The sequence below is a fragment of the Roseobacter sp. HKCCD6576-2 genome (assembly GCF_013179285.1).
Classification (GTDB): domain Bacteria; phylum Pseudomonadota; class Alphaproteobacteria; order Rhodobacterales; family Rhodobacteraceae; genus Rhodophyticola; species Rhodophyticola oceani.
On record NZ_WVNW01000002.1, the window covers coordinates 800399 to 819382 of the forward strand.

Annotated in this window: 23 protein-coding genes and 1 tRNA gene; 20 read left to right on the forward strand and 4 right to left on the reverse strand. The window is 61.9% G+C overall.

Features of this window, described 5'->3' with window-relative positions:
- Nucleotides 1-21 precede the first annotated feature (21 nt).
- A complete protein-coding gene (locus tag GTF44_RS10950; protein WP_171559280.1) occupies nt 22-744 on the forward strand; it encodes an endonuclease/exonuclease/phosphatase family protein in 723 nt (240 codons plus the stop codon).
- On the opposite strand, the gene GTF44_RS10955 is transcribed toward GTF44_RS10950, so the two are convergent.
- Nucleotides 671-1612 carry a DMT family transporter gene (locus GTF44_RS10955; RefSeq protein WP_171559277.1) on the reverse strand — a complete coding sequence of 314 codons (942 nt, stop codon included), beginning with the start codon at nt 1610-1612 and terminating at the stop codon, nt 671-673. The genes GTF44_RS10950 and GTF44_RS10955 overlap by 74 nt on opposite strands.
- Before the next feature lie 177 nt (nt 1613-1789).
- Here GTF44_RS10955 and GTF44_RS10960 point away from each other — a divergent pair, with 177 nt between their 5' ends.
- The 8 genes from GTF44_RS10960 (at nt 1790) to GTF44_RS10995 (ending at nt 8268) form a co-directional block, all read left to right on the forward strand.
- Entirely contained in the window at nt 1790-2203 is a 414-nt protein-coding gene (locus GTF44_RS10960; protein ID WP_145208390.1) for a Fur family transcriptional regulator, read from the forward strand.
- Between the two features lie 72 nt (nt 2204-2275).
- Entirely contained in the window at nt 2276-2671 is a 396-nt protein-coding gene (locus GTF44_RS10965) for a nuclear transport factor 2 family protein (protein WP_171559275.1), read from the forward strand.
- A 72-nt stretch (nt 2672-2743) separates the two neighbouring features.
- Complete coding sequence (locus tag GTF44_RS10970; RefSeq protein ID WP_171559272.1) at nt 2744-3607, forward strand: DMT family transporter; 864 nt, start codon at nt 2744-2746, stop codon at nt 3605-3607.
- A 90-nt stretch (nt 3608-3697) separates the two neighbouring features.
- On the forward strand, nt 3698-4975 hold the full coding sequence (eno, locus tag GTF44_RS10975; protein ID WP_171559269.1) for a phosphopyruvate hydratase: 1278 nt from the start codon (nt 3698-3700) through the stop codon (nt 4973-4975).
- Nucleotides 4976-5082: 107 nt separating this feature from the next.
- Nucleotides 5083-6477, forward strand: a complete 1395-nt coding sequence (locus GTF44_RS10980) for a sensor histidine kinase (RefSeq protein ID WP_171559267.1) — start codon at nt 5083-5085, stop codon at nt 6475-6477.
- 26 nt (nt 6478-6503) lie between these two features.
- Nucleotides 6504-6896, forward strand: a complete 393-nt coding sequence (locus GTF44_RS10985) for a hypothetical protein (protein ID WP_171559264.1) — start codon at nt 6504-6506, stop codon at nt 6894-6896.
- Nucleotides 6893-7852 carry a sterol desaturase family protein gene (locus tag GTF44_RS10990; protein WP_171559262.1) on the forward strand — a complete coding sequence of 320 codons (960 nt, stop codon included), beginning with the start codon at nt 6893-6895 and terminating at the stop codon, nt 7850-7852. Before GTF44_RS10985 ends, GTF44_RS10990 begins: the two co-directional genes overlap by 4 nt.
- Nucleotides 7849-8268: a cupin domain-containing protein gene (locus GTF44_RS10995; protein WP_171559260.1), complete on the forward strand. Its 420-nt coding sequence runs from the start codon at nt 7849-7851 to the stop codon at nt 8266-8268. The genes GTF44_RS10990 and GTF44_RS10995 overlap by 4 nt, the downstream gene beginning before the upstream one ends.
- Before the next feature lie 33 nt (nt 8269-8301).
- Here GTF44_RS10995 and GTF44_RS11000 read toward each other — a convergent pair whose 3' ends face one another.
- Complete coding sequence (locus GTF44_RS11000) at nt 8302-9366, reverse strand: anhydro-N-acetylmuramic acid kinase (RefSeq protein WP_253261467.1); 1065 nt, start codon at nt 9364-9366, stop codon at nt 8302-8304.
- 94 nt (nt 9367-9460) lie between these two features.
- On the opposite strand from GTF44_RS11000, the gene tyrS reads away from it, so the two are divergent.
- Genes tyrS through GTF44_RS11015 form a run of 3 tightly spaced genes read left to right on the forward strand, consistent with a single transcriptional unit; the run spans nt 9461 to nt 11997 of the window.
- Nucleotides 9461-10711 carry a tyrosine--tRNA ligase gene (gene tyrS / locus GTF44_RS11005; RefSeq protein WP_171559258.1) on the forward strand — a complete coding sequence of 417 codons (1251 nt, stop codon included), beginning with the start codon at nt 9461-9463 and terminating at the stop codon, nt 10709-10711.
- Nucleotides 10708-11055: a cupin domain-containing protein gene (locus GTF44_RS11010; protein ID WP_171559255.1), complete on the forward strand. Its 348-nt coding sequence runs from the start codon at nt 10708-10710 to the stop codon at nt 11053-11055. The genes tyrS and GTF44_RS11010 overlap by 4 nt, the downstream gene beginning before the upstream one ends.
- Before the next feature lie 36 nt (nt 11056-11091).
- Nucleotides 11092-11997, forward strand: coding sequence for a GNAT family N-acetyltransferase (locus GTF44_RS11015; protein WP_171559252.1), 906 nt, complete (start codon nt 11092-11094; stop codon nt 11995-11997).
- A gap of 76 nt (nt 11998-12073) precedes the next feature.
- Here the strand turns inward: GTF44_RS11015 and GTF44_RS11020 are convergent, their stop codons facing one another.
- Nucleotides 12074-12823, reverse strand: a complete 750-nt coding sequence (locus tag GTF44_RS11020; protein WP_171559249.1) for a GNAT family N-acetyltransferase — start codon at nt 12821-12823, stop codon at nt 12074-12076.
- A 119-nt stretch (nt 12824-12942) separates the two neighbouring features.
- Entirely contained in the window at nt 12943-13422 is a 480-nt protein-coding gene (locus GTF44_RS11025; RefSeq protein ID WP_171559247.1) for an outer membrane protein assembly factor BamE, read from the reverse strand.
- A 120-nt stretch (nt 13423-13542) separates the two neighbouring features.
- Here GTF44_RS11025 and GTF44_RS11030 point away from each other — a divergent pair, with 120 nt between their 5' ends.
- The 8 genes from GTF44_RS11030 to GTF44_RS11065 all read left to right on the forward strand — a co-directional run bounded on the left by GTF44_RS11030 (nt 13543) and on the right by GTF44_RS11065 (nt 18984).
- Complete coding sequence (locus GTF44_RS11030; protein WP_171559244.1) at nt 13543-14115, forward strand: DUF177 domain-containing protein; 573 nt, start codon at nt 13543-13545, stop codon at nt 14113-14115.
- 223 nt (nt 14116-14338) lie between these two features.
- Nucleotides 14339-14545 carry a 50S ribosomal protein L32 gene (rpmF, locus tag GTF44_RS11035; protein WP_145208357.1) on the forward strand — a complete coding sequence of 69 codons (207 nt, stop codon included), beginning with the start codon at nt 14339-14341 and terminating at the stop codon, nt 14543-14545.
- A gap of 15 nt (nt 14546-14560) precedes the next feature.
- A complete protein-coding gene (plsX, locus tag GTF44_RS11040; protein ID WP_171559242.1) occupies nt 14561-15664 on the forward strand; it encodes a phosphate acyltransferase PlsX in 1104 nt (367 codons plus the stop codon).
- Nucleotides 15661-16635, forward strand: coding sequence for a beta-ketoacyl-ACP synthase III (locus GTF44_RS11045; protein WP_171559239.1), 975 nt, complete (start codon nt 15661-15663; stop codon nt 16633-16635). The genes plsX and GTF44_RS11045 overlap by 4 nt, the downstream gene beginning before the upstream one ends.
- Before the next feature lie 103 nt (nt 16636-16738).
- Complete coding sequence (gene ihfA / locus GTF44_RS11050; protein ID WP_145208351.1) at nt 16739-17041, forward strand: integration host factor subunit alpha; 303 nt, start codon at nt 16739-16741, stop codon at nt 17039-17041.
- A gap of 9 nt (nt 17042-17050) precedes the next feature.
- On the forward strand, nt 17051-17689 hold the full coding sequence (locus GTF44_RS11055; RefSeq protein ID WP_171559237.1) for a MerR family transcriptional regulator: 639 nt from the start codon (nt 17051-17053) through the stop codon (nt 17687-17689).
- Nucleotides 17690-17766: 77 nt separating this feature from the next.
- Nucleotides 17767-17843 (forward strand) — tRNA-Pro (locus tag GTF44_RS11060).
- A gap of 67 nt (nt 17844-17910) precedes the next feature.
- A complete protein-coding gene (locus GTF44_RS11065; RefSeq protein WP_171559856.1) occupies nt 17911-18984 on the forward strand; it encodes a 2'-deoxycytidine 5'-triphosphate deaminase in 1074 nt (357 codons plus the stop codon).

The window sequence follows — 18984 nt, forward strand, 5'->3', positions numbered from 1 at the left end:
GCGCCGATAACCTTGCCTGATATGAGCCATTTTTTCCCGAAACATCCCGGCCATCTGCGCGTGGCCAGTTACAATATCCGGAAATGCGTCGGCCTTGATCGTCGCCGCGATCCGCATCGGATTGCCAGGATATTGGCCGAGATCGGCGTGGATATTGTCGCCCTGCAAGAGGCCGATAAACGGCTTGGCGCCCGGCGGAGTGCCCTGCCCCCGCGGATCATCACTGAGGAAGCAAAGCTGCAACCTGTGCGGGTCGCCTCGAACGCGGTCTCGCTCGGCTGGCATGGCAACGCGCTTCTCACCGGCCCCACTTGGCGGGTCGAGGGGGTGAACCGCCTGCCGCTGCCTGGGCTGGAACCGCGCGGCGCGGTGATTGCGGACTTGGTTGGACCGGTCGGAGATGTCCGCGCGGTCGCCACGCATCTGGGCCTGCGCCGTCGGGATCGGCAACGGCAAATGACCCTGATCATGGCCGAGCTGGCGCATCTGTCGCCGCGCCCAACGGTCCTGCTTGGCGATCTCAATGAATGGTCGCCCGCCGCCGGGTTCGCCCCGCTTGATCCATATTTCACGCTGCACAATCCCGGGCGCAGTTTTCCGTCCTGGCGCCCGATGGCGGCCCTGGATCGGGTCGCGACCGGGCCGGGGCTGCGCCTGGCGCAAGCCGGTGTTATGCGCGCGGGTCCTGCGGGGCGGGCGTCGGACCATCTGCCGATTTGGGCGGATTTGACTCTGGACGGTTGATCAGGACCAGCCCGGCACAGACCAGGGCGAGCGCCACCCAAATCTCCGGCCCAACATGCTCGCCCAAAAGGGCCCAGCCCAGGATCACCCCGAAAATCGGCGCCAAGAAGCTGAAGGAGGCGACCGAAGCCGCGGGATAGATGCTGAGCAGCCAGAACCAGAACAAGAACCCGGCGCTGACCACCGCGACAATCTGGAACCCCAAGCCCGCCCAATGGATCAAGCTTGGGTCGCGCAGAAGTGGCCCAAAGAACAGCGCCGCGATCAACAGGATCGGCGTGGAAACCACAAGCTGCCACAGGAGCTGCATCTCAGGCGTTTCTTCTTTCAACCGTGTGGCCCGCACCGTGAGCGCAACGGCCGCCCAGCCCATCGACCCGGCCAGCGCGAGTAAATCGCCCAGAACCGACGCCTCTCCGACCGGGCCGCTGCGGTTAAACATCGCCCAAGCCATGCCTGCCACCGCCAATGCCAGACCAAGAACCTTGATGCCCGTGAGCCGTTCTCCCGGCAGCAACACGTGCGCCCCGATCGCTAGCCAGACCGGCATCGTGTAGAAGATCACCGAAATGCGCGAGACCGTGGTCAAATCCAGCGCCATGAACAGAAAAATGAACTCCAGCGCAAAGATCACCCCGATCAACACGCCCGCCCAGCCTGTGCCCGGGCTGATCCGGGTCGAGAGGCCGCGCCACCACATCCAGGCCAGAATGCAACACGCCCCGCCAAGCGAACGCAGCCCGGCCAGATAGACCGGCTGTATCCCCTCATTGGCGACCTTGATCACCACCTGATTGAACGCCAGAAGCAGCGAAAAGCCAGTCAGCGAGATCACACCAAACGCGTCCAAATGATCTTTGCGCTGCATACCCGACCTCCACCTGCTCTTTCGACGAACAGAGGCTGAGAGGCATCCGGTGTCAACCATTGGCGCGCGCTGTGCGGACGGGGCTGTTTCAAACCCGGCTTTCCCTAAAGGCGGGCTTTCCCCGCCCGTCACTTTCGCCTAAAACAGACCCCCAAGGATGAAGCCGGGGGCCGGGAGATGAGTGATACGATTGAGGCCCGCTGCGAGGCCAGCGGCCTGCGGATGACCGAGCAGCGTCGGGTGATCGCGCAAGTTCTCGAAGAATCGGACGACCATCCCGATGTGGAGGAGCTTTATGCCCGCGCCTCGGCCCGCGACCCGCGGATTTCCATCGCCACAATCTATCGCACCGTGAAGCTGTTTGAGGAATCAGGCATCATCGACCGGCTCGAATTCGGCGATGGCCGCGCGCGCTATGAGGATGCGGAGCGGGATCATCACGACCACCTCATCGACATGAATTCGGGCGAGGTGATCGAATTCGTCGACCCCGAGATCGAGGCGCTGCAGGAAAAGATTGCCGCCAAGCTTGGCTATCAGCTGAAGGGCCATAAGCTGGAGCTTTACGGTGTGCCGCTCAAAAAAGGCTAGGTGCATGCCGCCTTTCAGGCCAATCTGATCGGATATCGGGCGCACCGCCCGCATCGATCGGAGCCCGTGCCCATGCCTCTCGACCTTAAAACCCTCACCCAGATCGCGACGGATTACACCGCCGCGTGGAATTCCAAAGACCCGCACGCGGTCGCGTCTTTCTACGCTGAAGACGGTAAGATCGTGATCAATCGGGGAGACCCATGGTTGGGCCGCATGAAAGTCGCCGAAATGGCGGCAGGCTTCTATGCCGATGTGCCCGATTTGACGCTTCTCTGCGACGATATCCGCTTGGCCGGTGATCACGCGGTATTTGTCTGGACCTTCACGGGCCATGATGCGAGCACCGGCCATCCGCTCAACATTCGCGGATGGGAGGAATGGGACTTGGGCGCAGATGGCAAGGTCCAGGCCTCAAAAGGCTGGTTCGACGCCGCGGAGTATGCCCGCCAAGTCGCCGGAACCTGATCCGCGCTTTACCCTTTCCATCGCCGACGCGGCGCGTTACGGCCAAGAGGCGGCGGCACAAGGATAAGCGGTTTGGACAATATACGCGGCATGGCGTGGATGACGCTGGCGATGTTGGGCTTCGCGCTGGCCGATATGTTCATCAAATTCGCCTCCGAAACCCTGCCGGTCGGGCAAATCTTGGCGATGTTTGGCCTCGGCGGCGCGTTGGTTTTCGGCATATTGGCCAAGCGCGAGGGGGTGCGCCTGATCTCTCCGGTTCTGCTGATGCGGCCCGTGATCATCCGCAATCTGTCGGAAATGGGGGCCACGATTGGCGTCGTGACGGCCATCGCCCTGATCCCGTTCTCGACCTTTTCGGCGATCATCCAAGCCAACCCGCTTTTGGTGACCCTTGGGGCCGCTTTGTTTTTGGGTGAGCCGGTTGGATGGCGACGCTGGACCGCGATTTTTGTTGGGCTCATCGGCGTGATGATCATCATTCGACCGGGCCTTGAGGGTTTTGACGCCAATGTTTGGTTTGCGGTGATGGGTGTGGTCTTCCTCTCCGCCCGTGACCTGGCCACAAGGCCGGTGCCCACCACGATCTCGACCGCGCAGCTTTCGACCTACAGCATGGCGGCGATCATTCCGGCCGGCCTTGGCCTTTTGGCGTTCAGCGGTGGGGCCGCCTGGCCCTCCCCAATCATCTGGGGCGCGATGCTGGGCGCCATCGTCATGGGGCTTGTCGCCTATTTCTCCATCACCAAAGCGATGCGGGTGGGCGAGATCAGCGCGGTCACCCCGTTTCGCTATACCCGGCTCATCTTTGCGCTAATCATCGCGCTGGTGATCTTTGGCGAACGGCCCGACGCTTGGACCTTGATTGGCGCCGCGATTGTCATTGCCACCGGCCTTTACAGCTTCGCCCGTGAGGCACGGCTGCGGGCGCGATGACGCAGGGGCGACGTTACCGCTAACAAATACCTTCGATCCACGCCTCGGCCCTGTTATAGAACGCGCAACATTTGACCCATGAGGACCGCCATGAGCACGATCATCGACATTCACGCCCGCGAAATTCTCGACAGCCGTGGCAACCCGACCATTGAGGTCGACGTCCTGCTCGAAGACGGCACGATGGGTCGCGCCGCTGTGCCCTCTGGCGCGTCGACCGGCGTTCATGAAGCGGTCGAAAAACGCGATGGCGATAAGGCCCGGTATCTCGGCAAAGGCGTTTTGGAGGCTGTCGCTGCGGTCAATGGCGAACTGGCCGAGGGTCTCGTGGGGTTTGATGCCACCGAACAGGCCGCGATTGATGCTGCGATGATCGAGATTGACGGTACCGAGAACAAGGGGCGTTTGGGCGCCAACGCGATCCTCGGCGTGTCGCTCGCGACCGCCAAGGCCGCCGCCGATTTCACCACCCAACCGCTCTACCGCTATGTTGGCGGCACCCAGGCGCATGTGCTGCCGGTGCCGATGATGAACATCATCAATGGCGGCGAGCATGCCGATAACCCGATTGATATTCAGGAATTCATGATCATGCCGGTCTCGGCCCGCTCCATTGCTGAGGCGGTGCGGATGGGCTCCGAGGTGTTCCATACGCTGAAGAAGGAGTTGTCTGCTGCTGGCCTCTCAACCGGGATCGGGGATGAGGGTGGATTCGCGCCGGACCTCTCCTCGACTCGCGATGCGCTGGATTTCATCCTGAAATCGGTGGAGAAAGCGGGCTATACGGCGGGCGACGACATCATGCTGGCCCTTGATTGCGCCGCGACGGAATACTTCAAAGACGGTAAATATGTCTTTACCGGGGAAGGGAAATCCCTTTCAGCCGAAGAGAATGTTGCCTATCTGCAGGCGCTTTGCGCCGATTATCCGATCCTCTCCATTGAAGATGGCTGTTCTGAGGATGATTGGGACGGCTGGAAGATGCTGACCGACGCGCTTGGCGACACGGTGCAACTGGTTGGCGACGATCTCTTCGTGACCAACCCGGCCCGTCTGCAAATGGGGATCGACCAAGGCGCGGCAAACTCGCTGCTCGTCAAGGTCAACCAAATCGGCACCCTCACCGAAACACTCGCCGCCGTCGACCTCGCCCATCGCAACCGGATGACCTGCGTGATGTCGCACCGCTCGGGCGAGACCGAGGATGCCACCATCGCCGATCTCGCCGTGGCGACCAACTGCGGTCAGATCAAAACCGGGTCACTGGCCCGCTCCGACCGGCTGGCGAAATACAATCAACTGATCCGGATTGAGGAAATGCTGGGCGAGACCGCCGCCTATGCCGGGAAGAGCATTTTGCGGGGATAACCCTATGCCAGCGCCCGATCTGTCGCATCCGCGACGGTGCGGCAGTCTCGGGGGGGTCGGCCAACTTCGCCGATGACCTCGACCCACAACCCGCTATGCTGTGAGTGATGACGCCCGAAACCAGCCATGATGGCACCGCGGATGACACGCGGCCCCGCCCCCGGGATTATTGGCCCGAGGTCTCTGCACTGGTCGCGGCCGACGCGAAGGTTGCTTTGGACATCGGCATGCGATGGGCAACCGTCGCGGCGGGCGCGCTAGCTCTTTGGTATGCGATAGGGATGAACTTGCCGCTCATCTGGGCGGCGTCCTACATCTGTATCGACAGCGCCTATGTCGCGATTATGCGGCGGTATCGGGCGCCGGTCGGGCCCGTTGGGTATGCCGCCGCGCTTGGCCTCAACATCCTGACCTCCTGTCTTTTTGCCAGCATGCCCTACTACCTGATCACGACCGAGCAGGTCGGGCTGACCTTCATCGGGGTTTGCGGGTTTCTGGGGCTTTGCGTGCATAATCTGGTGCGCCATCAAGGCCTGACGCATGTGGCGATCTCAGATATTTTGTTGATGGGGCTCGGCGCGATCCTGATCATCTGGGTCTTTACCGGGTATAGCGACAATTTCGGCCAAAAGGTTCTGGTGATTGTCGGGGTTGGCGCCTTGTCGGCCTACTTCGGCGTCGCCTATCTCAGCAGTTTGCGGATCCGCGGACGCTTGAGCAACGCCGAGACGATCAAAGCTGAGGCACAGAAGATGGAAGCCGTAGGCCGCCTGACCGGTGGCGTGGCCCATGATTTCAACAATATTCTGACCGTCATTCTCGGCAATCTCGATCTCTACCAGGAACTGGACACGCGCGAGGATCGCGACACCGTTGTCCGAGAGGTGCAGATTGCGGCCCACCGTGCCGCCAATCTCACCGCGCAATTGTTGAGCTTCTCGCGGCGCGCAACGCTTCGACCCGAATCCGTTGAATTGGCGGTGTTTCTACCGAGCCTCGGCGCGATGTTCCGCCGGACGCTCCCGGCGACCATCACGCTCGCCATCGACCCAGGCCCGCCCGGACTGCGCTGCCAGGCGGACCCCAATCAGCTCTCTACTGCCTTGCTCAACCTGGTCATCAATGCGCGTGACGCCATGCCGGAGGGTGGCCAAATCATGGTGACAGCACGGCCGCGGGGTTTGCCGGATTGCAATACGCCGCACCGATCCGATGGCATCCAGCTCTCGGGATCGTTCTGCGCCATTACCGTCCATGACACCGGCCCCGGCATCCCCGAAGCCATTATCGAAGAGGCCAAGGCCCCCTTCTTCACCACAAAACCTCTCGGCAAGGGTTCGGGCCTTGGGCTGTCGATGGTGTTGGGTTTCGCGGAACAGACCGAGGGGGCGCTGACGCTCAGAAACCGGCCTCAATGCGGTTTGGAGGCGATCTTGGTCCTTCCTCAGGGCGAACTTGACGCAACGCAATCTTTGACAGAGCCAACAGGCGTGGCAGACTGATCTCCCTCTGGGAGGAGGATCGGGCGATGCCCTTGCCACTGCTGCTGACGCTGGTCATCGGCGGGATCACGATGGTGGTGATCCTGTTGCATCTCTTGGGCTATTCAAAGCGGCTGCATTTGGAGAGCGAGGCCATCATCCGCCGCGAATGGGCCCGGCACTTTCCCGAAGACCAGGTCAACGCCGCCCATCTCAGCGCCGATACGCTGTCGGCCCTGGTCGAGACCGATCATGGTCCGGGCCTCCTCTGGGTGATGGGGGCCGATAGCACGGCCCACCGGGCGGAAGACGTGACGGTGACGGAGCGGGACGACGGCTTGACCATCGACCTGCATGATTTTGCCGCCCCGGGCCTCACCGTTCGCCTCCCCGCCGACGCGCGCGCCCTTTGGCGCCAAAAACTGACGGAGCATGCATGACCGATCTCATAAGCTACCCCGATGTTGTCCAATGGGCCGTGCCGCTCTTTCTGGCCGCGATCCTGGCGGAATTGCTCTGGATCACGATCAAACATCGCGGTGGGCGTTACGAAACCCGCGATGCGCTCACCTCGTTGATCATGGGCGCGGGCAGCGTCGCCTCAGGGATCATCCTTGGGTTCATCGCCTGGGGGTTCTTCATGACCCTTTGGGCGATCACCCCGCTTGATCTGGGCACGAGCATCTGGGTCGTGGCACTCTGCTTTGTCCTCGACGATCTGCGGTATTACTGGGTGCATCGGTTTGGCCACCGCATCCGGTGGGTCTGGGCCAGCCATGTGAACCATCATTCATCGCAGCACTACAATCTGACCACCGCGCTCCGCCAAACCTGGACCGGCACCTTCACCTTTATGATGGTGGTGCGCGCGCCGTTGATCTTGCTTGGGTTCCACCCGGCAATGGTGCTCTTCGTCGGGGGGCTGAACCTGATCTATCAGTTCTGGATCCATACCGAAGCGATCGGAAAGATGCCGCGCTGGTTCGAGGCGGTGATGAACACGCCGTCGCATCACCGGGTCCATCATGGCCGCAATCCGCGCTATCTCGATGCCAATTATGCGGGCGTCTTCATCGTCTGGGACAAGCTGTTCGGCACCTTCGTGCCTGAGTTGGAGGAAGAGAAACCCGATTACGGATTGGTCCATAACATCGGCACCTTCAATCCGCTGCGGGTGGCGTTTCATGAGTGGGTCGGGATGCTCAAGGACATCGCCCGTCCGGGTCTCACCTTCTCGCAGCGCGTGATGTATGCCGTGGCGCCGCCGGGCTGGAGCCATGACGGCTCTCGCCAGACCTCGGAACAGATCAAGGCCAGCCACCTCTCCCGTCACCCGGAAGATCAGGGCACGCCGGGTTTTGAGCAAGACACCCGAACGACGGAGCCCGCCGAATGACCGCCGATGAGATCATCGCCAAGTTGAACCTCGCGCCGCATCCCGAAGGCGGGCATTACCGGCAGACTTGGGTGGCGGAAAACCAAGGCCGCCCCACCGGCACTTGTATCTATTTCCTATTGAAATCAGGTGAGCGCAGCCATTGGCATAAGGTCGATGCGACCGAGATCTGGCTCTATCACGCAGGGAGCCCGCTGATCCTGTCGCTGAGCGAGACGGAAACCGGCCCGGCGGCGGATCATCTCCTCGCCCCCGACCTCACCGAAGGCGCACCGCAACTCATCGTGCCGGAAAACCACTGGCAGGCGGCACAAAGCACCGGCGCGTTCACATTGGTCTCTTGCACCGTCTCGCCAGGCTTTCAGTTCGATGGATTCACCTTGGCCGCGCCCGGGTTCGATATCCCGCGCGCCTGACATCTCTCGTCGCCGCCCCCTTTCCGGGGCTCCCTATCCTTCAGGTCGGCTGATCCGTCCGCCGCCGATCGCCGCCGCCACGCCGGTCGTGCCCGGGGCCGAAGTCGTCATGCCGCGCAACACCCGCGCCGCCAGATAGGCAAAAGCCTGCGCTTCCAGATAGTCGCCATCAAGACCCACGGCTTCCACCGGCAGCACATCGGCCTCAATCACCGCGGCCAAAGCCTGCATCACCGCCGGATTCTTCCGCCCGCCGCCGGTGACCAGAACCTGCGCCACAGGTTGCGGAAAATGCTCCATCCCGCGCGCGACGGAGCCAGCGACGCAGGCGACCAGCGTGGCCATCGCATCCGCATCGGGCAGACCGGAGACCACCTCGACCAGATAGTCAAAATCACTTCTATCCAAAGACTTAGGCGGGACCTTTAAGAAATACCCATCTTTCAAAAACTCCACGACGCCGTCGCGATCCGCCCGCCCGGACAGACCAAGCATCCCATCTCGATCAAACACGCCTAAACCACGGGCCGCCATCAGATCATCCAAGGGCGCATTGGCGGGCCCGGTATCAAACGCCAGCAAGGCCCAGGGCGCATCGGGGCTCGCCGCCTTTGGGTCCACCCAAGTTAGGTTGCCAACACCGCCGAGGTTCAGAAACGCCACCGGCCTTTCCACTCCGATCCAGCGGGCGCAGGCCCAATGGTAGAACGGCGCCAGCGGCGCACCCTGCCCGCCCAGTTCCACGTCCGAACTGCGGAAGTCCCAGACCACAGAGGCCCCCAGGGCGTCCGCCAGTCGCCCGCCATCGCCCGCTTGATGCGTGCCTTGCAAGCCCGGCGCATGGGCCAGGGTTTGCCCGTGGAACCCGAAAAGCTCCACCTGGTCGAGCCCGGTGATCAATTCCAAATGCGCCGCTTCGACCACCGCGGCGGCCTCGGCCACGCCTGCTTCGCCGGGCCACCGACCAAGAGCGGCCTTGAGCACCGCCCGCTCCGCCTCCGAATAAGGCCGATACGCCGTCTCACCAAAGCCGAGGATCTCCCGCCCATCGGTCTCGATCACCGCCAGATCGACCCCGTCCAAAGACGTGCCCGACATGGCACCGGCCACCCGCATCGGCCTTGCTTCGCTCTTTCCCTTCACGACCTGCCCCGCTATAGACCCGTTGCCAAAAGAATGGACCGGAACCCGCATGACCTACCACCCCAAATCCGATTTCCTCCGCGAGTTGAGCACGCGCGGCTTCATCGCCGATTGCACCGATCTGCAAGAGCTGGATGAGCGTCTGATCAATGGCGTGGTGACGGGCTATATCGGCTTCGATCTGACCGCCACGTCGCTTCATATCGGCAATCTGGTGCAGATCATGCTGCTCCGCTGGCTGCAGAAGACCGGCCATCGCCCGATCACGCTTATGGGCGGTGGAACGACGAAGGTGGGCGATCCGTCCGGCAAGGATGAGATGCGCAAAATCCTCTCGGTTGAGCAGATCAACAAGAATGCCGAGGGGATCCGCAAGGTCTTTTCGCGCTACATCTCTTACGGCGACGGGCCGACCGACTCACCGCTCGTCAACAATGCTGAATGGCTGGATAAGCTGCATTACATCGATTTCCTGCGCGATATCGGCAAGCATTTCACGATCAATCGGCTGTTGGCCTTTGAGAGCATCAAGTCGCGGCTCGACCGGGAGCAGGCACTGAGCTTCATCGAGTTCAATTACATGCTGCTGCAATCCTACGACTATCTGGAACTGCATCGCCGCTATGGCTGCGTGTTGCAGATGGGCGGCTCGGACCAATGGGGCAATATCGTCTCTGGCGCGGATTTGATCCGCCGGGTCGAGGGGACCGATGCATTCGGTCTGACCACGCCGCTGGTGACCCGTTCCGATGGCAAGAAGATGGGCAAATCTGCCGAGGGCGCCGTCTGGCTCAATGAAGACATGATGTCGTCTTATGAGTTCTGGCAATGGTGGCGGAACGTGGCCGATGCGGATGTGAGCAAATTCCTGAAGCTCTTCACCGAACTGCCCGTCGATGAATGCGACCGCCTTGGCGCGCTTGAAGGCTCCGAGATCAACGAGGCAAAGGTGATTTTGGCAAATGAAGTCACAACCTTGGCCCACGGAGCTGAAGCTGCCAAAACGGCCGAAGCGACGTCTCGCGAGGTGTTCGAGCGGGGCGGCATGGGCGAAGATCTTCCAACGCTCACGCTCAACGCCGAGGAGCTTGGCGATGGCATCTCCATCGTGCAGTTGATCACCCGGTCCGGCCTCGCCGGGTCCGGCAAGGAGGCCAAACGGCTGATCGCGGAGAATGGCGCCCGGCTCAACGACGCGCCGCTCTCGGATGCCGGGCTGATGATCCGGGCGGATGATCTGTCGGAGCCGATCAAGCTGAGCGCGGGCAAGAAACGGCACGCTTTGGTGGTATTGGCGTGACCAAAACCTCCCGCGCGACCGCGCCGCATTACTTTTGGCAAGGTGATTGCGAGGGGTGGCGGCTTCTGGATGCGCCGGATTTGTCGGTGATACACGAGCGGATGCCGCCGGGTCGGGCCGAAACGCGCCATCATCACACCACGGCGCGGCAGGTGTTTTTCTGCCTCTCTGGTGCGCTTGAGATCGAACTCGACGGCGTGGATCATCACCTGACCTTGGGCGAGGCTCTGCCAGTCCCGGCCAAGGCCGTTCACCAGGTCCGCAACCCTGGCGCCGAGGCGGCTGAATTTCTGGTCATCTCCGCACCGTCAACGCGCGCAGATCGCATCGAGAGCGCAGGTTAACGGCTCGTTAAGTTTGGGCGACTTAAGGTTAGCCCCATGTTCGATGTCTCGCCCGCACAACACACCGCTCCCCTGCCGCTACAACAATCGCGCCTCTTCGCTGATGCCTTAAACACCACCGGCATCAAGGCAATTTCGCATGTCTTCCCCGGCGGGCGCGCCGTGGTTGTTCGGCGACGATGGCTCGGGCTGGGATCGGTTGGGGTGATTTCACGTGGTCCCGTTTGGGCAGGGCAACCGCACACTGATGCATTCTTTGGGCTGCGCGGCGCGTTGCGGCTCAATCATTTGATTTTGCGAGCGGAAACGGATGCGGACGCACAAGCCGCGAGCGCGGCCGGATTTCTGCACCTCAGATCCCCCAGACAGATTGCTGAGATCTCGCTGTCTGGCGGCCCAGAAGACTGGCTGGCGCGCATGCATGGAAAATGGCGCAACCGCCTGCGTCATGCAGAGAAAACCCCGCTGGTCGTGACCCAAGACAGCTTCCGACCAGACCCGGCGCATTGGCTCTTGGCCGAAGACCGGGCGCGACGGCGGCGCCTTCGCCATCGGACCCTGCCCCATGCTGTCACTCTGGCGATGGCGGCGGCCGACCCGGCCGCGGTCAAGCTTTTTACAGCGCGCGCAGGGGGGGATGTCCGCGCCGCGATGCTGTTTCTCAGCCATGGTGCAACCGCCACCTACCATATCGGCTGGTCAGGTCCGGAAGGTCGGGCCCAATCGGCCCACAACTCGCTGCTCTGGCACGCAATGCAAACACTTGCTGCATTAGGTCATGACCGGATTGACCTTGGTCCCTATACCCCCGCTCAAACCCCTGGGCTGGCGCGATTCCAGCTGGGCAGCGGCGCCCGCCCGCGGAAGCTTGCGGGAACCTGGCTCAGCAGCGCACCACTCGGCCCCGCCCACGCAATCGCCCGATGGAACCGCGGTTACTGATCGGTAGACGACGGTCGCGCCCATGCCAACGGCTCAGCCATCTGTTCAATCGCTGGGATCGAGCCAAAGAGGAAAGCTAACCTGCAACGCCCCGCAGCAAGCGCGCCCGCGCGGGCGGGATCGCTTTGATCTCCAGTCCGGTAAAGACGTGCAACGTGTTCAAATCCTGATCGACCACCGCATGATCGCTGACCCAACCACCCATCAACAGATAGGTGCGCAAGAGCGGTGGCATCTTGGCTTGGGCCAATTTCAGGTCGGGCTTGCGGCGTAACCGGCTGGCAAACCGAAAGACCGAGGGCGCCTTGACCCGGGGCAACCAGCGTTTCGGCGCGATATGCCGATCTCGAAGCAGGGCGAAGGCATCGTAATACTCTTTCGCTTCAACCCCATGGAAGGACGAACAGCCAAACAGCATCTCCACCCCTTCCCGGTCCACATAAGCTGTCATCGCCCCCCAAGCGACACGCAGAATATCGGGATCGTTATAAGCGGGATGAATGCAGAACCGCCCCATCTCGACCATCGGACCATCAAAGCTGGTCAGCGCCGACAACTCATAGTACTGCGCCGAGTAAGATTGCGTAATCTCAGCCCCGTCGGACAGGTGCATCAACCGGAAACAGCAGACGAGCTGCTCGGTTTTCAACTCTTCAACCAACACATGCGCGCAGGCGGTATCATAAGCGTCTTTATCAAGGCCAACCTGCGGCGTGTCCGCAGAGCCGGCCCGAAACGCGAGATAGCGCAGAGATTGGGCCGCCTCTAGATCGGCCTCCGTATCGGCAAATCGGACGCGATAGCGCCCTTTCCGCAAACTCAACATGGCCCGAGCTCCTGCCTTTGCTGGGCATCATATCCGATCGCGGCTCAAGAAGCCGACAACCAGTTTCACTCCGATAACGTGGGACTATGTCAGCAAAACGACAAGGTGTTAAGCAAATGCTAGTTGTCGCCGCCCAGGATATTGGCCACATCAATCCGGCCGAAACTCTGCAGAATCTGGCTCAGCACAGTGACCTCTTGGATGCTGCTCTCTGTGACCCGGCGGGACAATTGCACCACCTGCCCATCCTCTAGACCAAATCGCTCGACATTCTGTACGACTCCATCGTCGTCAAATGAGATGGCGACGATGTTGCGCTCGACAATCTCTGGCGCGCGATAGGCGAAGTTGCGAATCCGGTAGTCGGTATAGAACCAAGCATCTTCGCGGATCACTCCCGTGGCTGCGGGCTGTCCAACGGAAGACTGCAGGCTTTCGCGAGTGTCGACCCCGGGCAGGATCACCTCCAACTCCTCTTCAGGCGGGATATATCCGTGAATGTTATAGGTGGCCGAACAGGCCGCCATCCCACATATCGCCAACGCCGCCATGCCAAGCCGCGCCCGCTGCCAAATGGGGGAGATATGCCCGATCGCCATTGCCCAACCCTTCTGATGCAAGCCCTTGCCAGGCCCGCCAAACCTTTTTATCGGCTTACCCGACCCGTGCGCACAGAGCAAGCTGCCCGCGCCAATCCCTTGCCCTTGGAGACAGATATCATGTCCTCTCTTCCGCAGGTGCCCCGCCGCATCGCCGATTTGCGCCGCGACCGCGCCGAACCGTTCGAGGTGGTTCCCGATGCCGAGGCGATGAGCGCGATTGCGACGGATCTGAACATTGATGGGCTGCGCAAACTCCGTTTCAAAGGCACGCTTGATCTGCTTTCCGAAGATGAACTCCGGCTCGACGCCCATCTGGGGGCCACCGTGATTCAGCCCTGCGTTGTCACATTGGCCCCTGTGACAACCCGGATCGAGGCCGATGTCACCCGGCGATTCCTTCGCGACTTGCCTGAGCCACAAGGTGACGAGGAAGAGGTCGAGATGCCGGAAGACGACACACTCGAACCACTCACCCCGGTGATTGATCTGGCCCAGGTAATGATCGAGGCGTTGGCCCTGAACCTGCCGCTTTACCCCCGCGCCGACGGCGCCGATCTGGGCGAAGCGGTGTTTTCCGCACCAGGCGTGACCCCGATGCGCGATGAAGATGCCCGCCCATTTGCCGGTCTGGCAGGGCTGCGAGAGACGTTGCAAGACACGCCAGATGACGAAGAGAACCAGGGCGATTAGGCCCTTTATCCGCAAGGCCGGATTAGGGCTTGCATGGCACAGGAATCAGGCTATGTTCCCGGCCTCATTCGCCGCCAAGCAAAGACGCGCCTTTTGACGAAGGATGCGCCCGGACGGACGGGTCTGCCGCTGGCCGCTTGGCTGAGGCGTGAAATAGGAATAGAAACGAAGAAACCAAGGGGAAACCGGCCCAGCCGACCCCGCCGAAATTCGAGGTTGAGACATGGCTGTCCCCCAGAACAAGATCACCAAATCGCGCCGCAACATGCGCCGCTCGCATGATGCGCTGGTGGCCGATAACCCAAATGAATGCCCCAATTGTGGTGAACTGAAGCGCCCGCATCACGTCTGCCCCTCGTGCGGATATTATGCGGATCGCGAAGTCATCGCGCAGGCCGACGAGATCGACCTCGACGACGACGCTGCTTAAGGGCCCGGGCGCGGCATGACAGAGGCGACGGCACTGACCGGAACCCAGGTTCCGGGTACGGTTCTGTCGATTGATGCAATGGGGGGCGATCTTGGCCCCTCTGCCGTTGTGTCGGGCATGGCCAAATCGGCCAGCAAAAACTCCGATCTCAGGTTCATCGTTCACGGCAATGCCGCTGAGCTGCGCCGTCTGATCGAACGCAAAAAAGGCTTGGCGGAGCGCTGCGACATCCGCCATGCCGAGGCCGTCGTCTCGATGGATGAAAAGCCCAGCTTGGTTATGCGCCATGGCAAGAACACCTCGATGTGGTCGGCGGTTGAAAGCGTGCGCAACAAAGAGGCCAAGGTTGCGGTCAGTTGCGGCAATACGGGCGCGCTGATGATGATGTCGATGCTGCGCTTGCGCAAAATCGACGGGGTGAATCGCCCGGCCATTGCCTGCCTCTGGCCCTCGCGCAATCCGCAAGGGTTCAATGTGATGCTGGATGCGGGCGCCGATATCCGCGCCGATGCCGAAGATCTGCTGCAATACGCCCTGATGGGTGTCAGCTATGCCCGCAACGGCCTTGATCTGACCCGCCCGCGCGTCGGCCTGTTGAATGTCGGCACCGAGGATCACAAAGGTCGGGCCGAGTTGAAAATGGCCCATGACCTGATCGAACGGGTCGCACCGGCGGCGGATTTCGAGTTTGTCGGCAATGTCGAGGGCGGCGATCTGCCCTCGGATCGAGTCGATGTGATCGTGACGGATGGCTTCTCGGGCAATGTCGCGTTGAAAACCGGTGAAGGCACCGCGCGGATGATCCGCGAGTTGTTGGGAGAGGCGTTTCGCTATTCGCCATTGTCCCGCATCGCGGCGCTTCTGGCCTATACCTCGCTCCGCCGCCTGTCCAAGCGGATTGATCCGCGGCGGGTCAATGGCGGCGTGTTCCTGGGCCTGAACGGCACGATCGTGAAATCGCATGGGTCCTCAGACCCAACAGGCATGTCCGCGGCGATCAAACTGGCCGCGAGGCTGGCCGCTGCAGATTTCACCGAGCGCCTGGCCGCCCGCATTTCCGACGCCGAGGCGGCGGCCGCAGCCGCCATTCTCGATGCAGAAGAAGAGACCAAAGCATGACCCTGCGCGCCGTCCCCGTTGGTATTGGCCATTACCTGCCCGAGCGGGTTGTGCCCAATGCCGAGTTCGAAGGCAAAATCGACACCACCGACGAGTGGATTCGTGCCCGCTCCGGCATCGAGCGTCGCCATTTTGCCGCCGAGGGGGAAACGACCTCGGATATGGCGATCGCAGCCGCCAATGCTGCGCTGGACAATGCCGGCCTTACGGCAGGCGATATCGATGCGCTGATCGTGGCGACCTCGACGCCGGATCTCACCTTCCCCTCTGCCGCCACGATGGTGCAGGCGGGCCTCGGCCTGAAAACCGGCTTCGCCTTCGACGTGCAGGCGGTCTGCGCCGGGTTTGTCTATGCGCTGTCCACCGCGCAGGCATTCATTGCCTCGGGGCAGGCCAAACGGGTGCTGGTCATCGGTGCGGAGACGTTCAGCCGGATCATGGATTGGGAAGACCGCGCCACATGCGTGCTGTTCGGCGATGGCGCGGGCGCACTGATCCTGGAAGCGCAAGACGGCACTGGCACCTCTGACGATCGCGGCATCCTCTCGGTCGATCTGCATTCTGACGGTCAGTATCGCGATCTGCTCTATGTCGATGGCGGTGTGTCCTCGACACAATCCACCGGTGTTTTGCGGATGCAGGGGCGAGAAGTCTTCCGGCACGCCGTTGAAAAGCTTGCACAAACCGCCCATGCCGCTTTGGATAAGGCCGGATTGGGGGCCGATGACGTCGATTGGATCGTCCCGCATCAGGCCAATCTGCGGATCATCAGCCGGACGGCGCAGAAGATGGGCGTCGGCATGGATCGGGTCGTGGTCACGGTGCAAGATCACGGCAACACATCGGCGGCCTCGATTCCCCTCGCCATGTCCGTTGGCGTCGCCCGCGGACAGATCAAACAGGGCGATGTTCTGGTGGCCGAGGCGATCGGCGGCGGGCTGGCCTGGGGCGCGGTGGTTCTGCGCTGGTAAGACCCGTACGAACGGCAAATCAGCGCTTATCCACAAGCCCTTGATATTGACTTGAGAAATCCCATCACTCATGCTGCCTGGAAATTCAACGGGGGAAGTTGGAATGGCCGGGAAGACACTTACACGGATGGATTTGAGCGAAGCGGTGTTTCGCGAGGTCGGTTTGTCACGCAATGAAAGCGCCCAGTTGGTGGAGCGCGTGTTGGAAGTGATGTCCGACAGCTTGGTCGAAGGCGGCCAGGTCAAAATCTCCTCGTTCGGCACCTTCTCGGTGCGCAGCAAGACGGCCCGTGTGGGGCGCAATCCCAAGACCGGTGAAGAGGTTCCGATCCTGCCGCGCCGGGTCCTGACCTTCCGTCCTAGCCATTTGATGAAAGACCGCGTCGCCGCGGGCAATCGCAAGTAAGGCGCAGAGATGTCCAAATCGCCCCAAGCTTTCCGCACCATCCGCGAGGTGGCCGAATGGCTTGGCGTTGCAGCCCATGTGCTGCGGTTTTGGGAAAGCAAATTCGCGCAGATCAAACCGGTGAAACGCGCGGGTGGCCGCCGTTACTACCGACCTGCCGATATGGCACTGGTCGGCGGGATCAAGGTGCTGTTGCATGACCAGGGCCTGACCATCCGCGGCGTTCAGAAGATGATCCGCGAAGAAGGCATCGCCCATATCGCCAGCCTCGCACCGCCCTTTGAAGAGGCTGCGACTGAGGCCCTAAACGGCGCAGCCGTGGAGCAGCAACCCACCCAAGGCGAACTTTTGGAGACGGAAGCGCCTGCGGCGGAGGACGTTGCAGAACCGGCTCCCTCCGATACGAGCGCAGACCCCGCCCCTACCGATACATCCCCCGCCGACGCCGATGCGGGCGCGGCAGACACGGGCGAGATGGAGCCCGCCGCCGATTCGCCCGCGCCGGTGACCGATGGCGATGCATTAGATCATCTCCGCGATCTGGTCTCGCGTCTCCCGGCGCTCTCGGAAGACCGCCGCAAAGCGCTGATCCCGCTGGTTGCGCGGCTTGAGGTGTTGCGTGACCGTCTGGCCACGCCGCGATCCTGATCCGCGTCGATGCCCGCCTTTTCCCCGCCGGTTTCCACCTTGCACGTGCCCGCAAAATCGCTAGAAGGGCGGAAGTTCGGGCTATGGCGCAGCCTGGTAGCGCGTCCGTCTGGGGGACGGAAGGTCGCAGGTTCGAGTCCTGCTAGCCCGACCAACACAAAAACCGCCCCGGCCCGTTTGGGCGGGGCGGTTTTTTGATTGGCCAGGAGGGGATGAGCCAGATGCAAGGCGTTCTGCCAGACCACGCGATCCAAGGCATGCTCGACCGGGGCGAGATCACCATTGAGCGGCCCCTGACCGATGACCAGATCCAGCCGGCCAGCCTTGATCTGCGTTTGGGCAGCACGGCCTATCGCGTGCGCGCGTCCTTCTTGGCCGGGGGCGGCGCAAGTGTCGCCGAGCGGCTGGCCGAGTTTGAGATGCACAAGGTCGATTTGACCGAGGGCGCGGTGCTGGAAAAGGGCTGCGTCTATGTGGTGCCGTTGATGGAGGCGCTGGCGCTGCCCGAGGATATCAGCGCGGTCGCCAATGCCAAAAGCTCAACCGGACGCCTCGACCTTCTGACCCGGGCGATCACCGATGGCGGGGTTGAGTTTGACCGGATCACCCCGGGTTATACCGGCCCGCTTTATGCCGAGATTTGCCCCCGCTCCTTCAGTGTCCTGGTCCGTCCGGGCATGCGGCTCAACCAAATCCGCTTCCGTCAGGGCCAAGCCGTGCTGAGCGACGACGATCTGCGAACCCGTCATGCCGAGAGCCCCTTGGTCTCCGGTGAGGCGGTGATTGATGAGGGACTCGGTTTCTCCGTGGATTTGGAACCGGCGGAGGGCGATCTCGTTGGCTACCGCGCCAAGCCGCATACCGGCGTCATCGATCTGGACAATATCGCGGGCTATGACCCCGCCGATTTCTGGGAGGAAGTGCGCACCTCAGACGGTCGGATCATCCTCGACCCTGGCGCGTTTTACATTTTGGTCAGTCGCGAAGCGGTGACGATCCCGCCCGATTGTGCCGCCGAGATGTCGCCCTATCTGGCCATGGTCGGCGAGTTTCGGGTGCATTACGCGGGCTTCTTCGACCCGGGCTTTGGCCATGCCGCCGCCGGAGGCGCCGGTGCGCGCGGCGTGCTGGAAGTCCGCTGCCACGAGGCGCCCTTTGTCTTGGAACATGGCCAAGTGGTGGGCCGCTTGGTTTATGAAAAGATGGCCGCCCTGCCCGACCGGCTTTATGGCGCGGACCTGTCATCGAATTACCAGGGTCAGGGCCTGAAACTCTCCAAACATTTCAAGATGTAA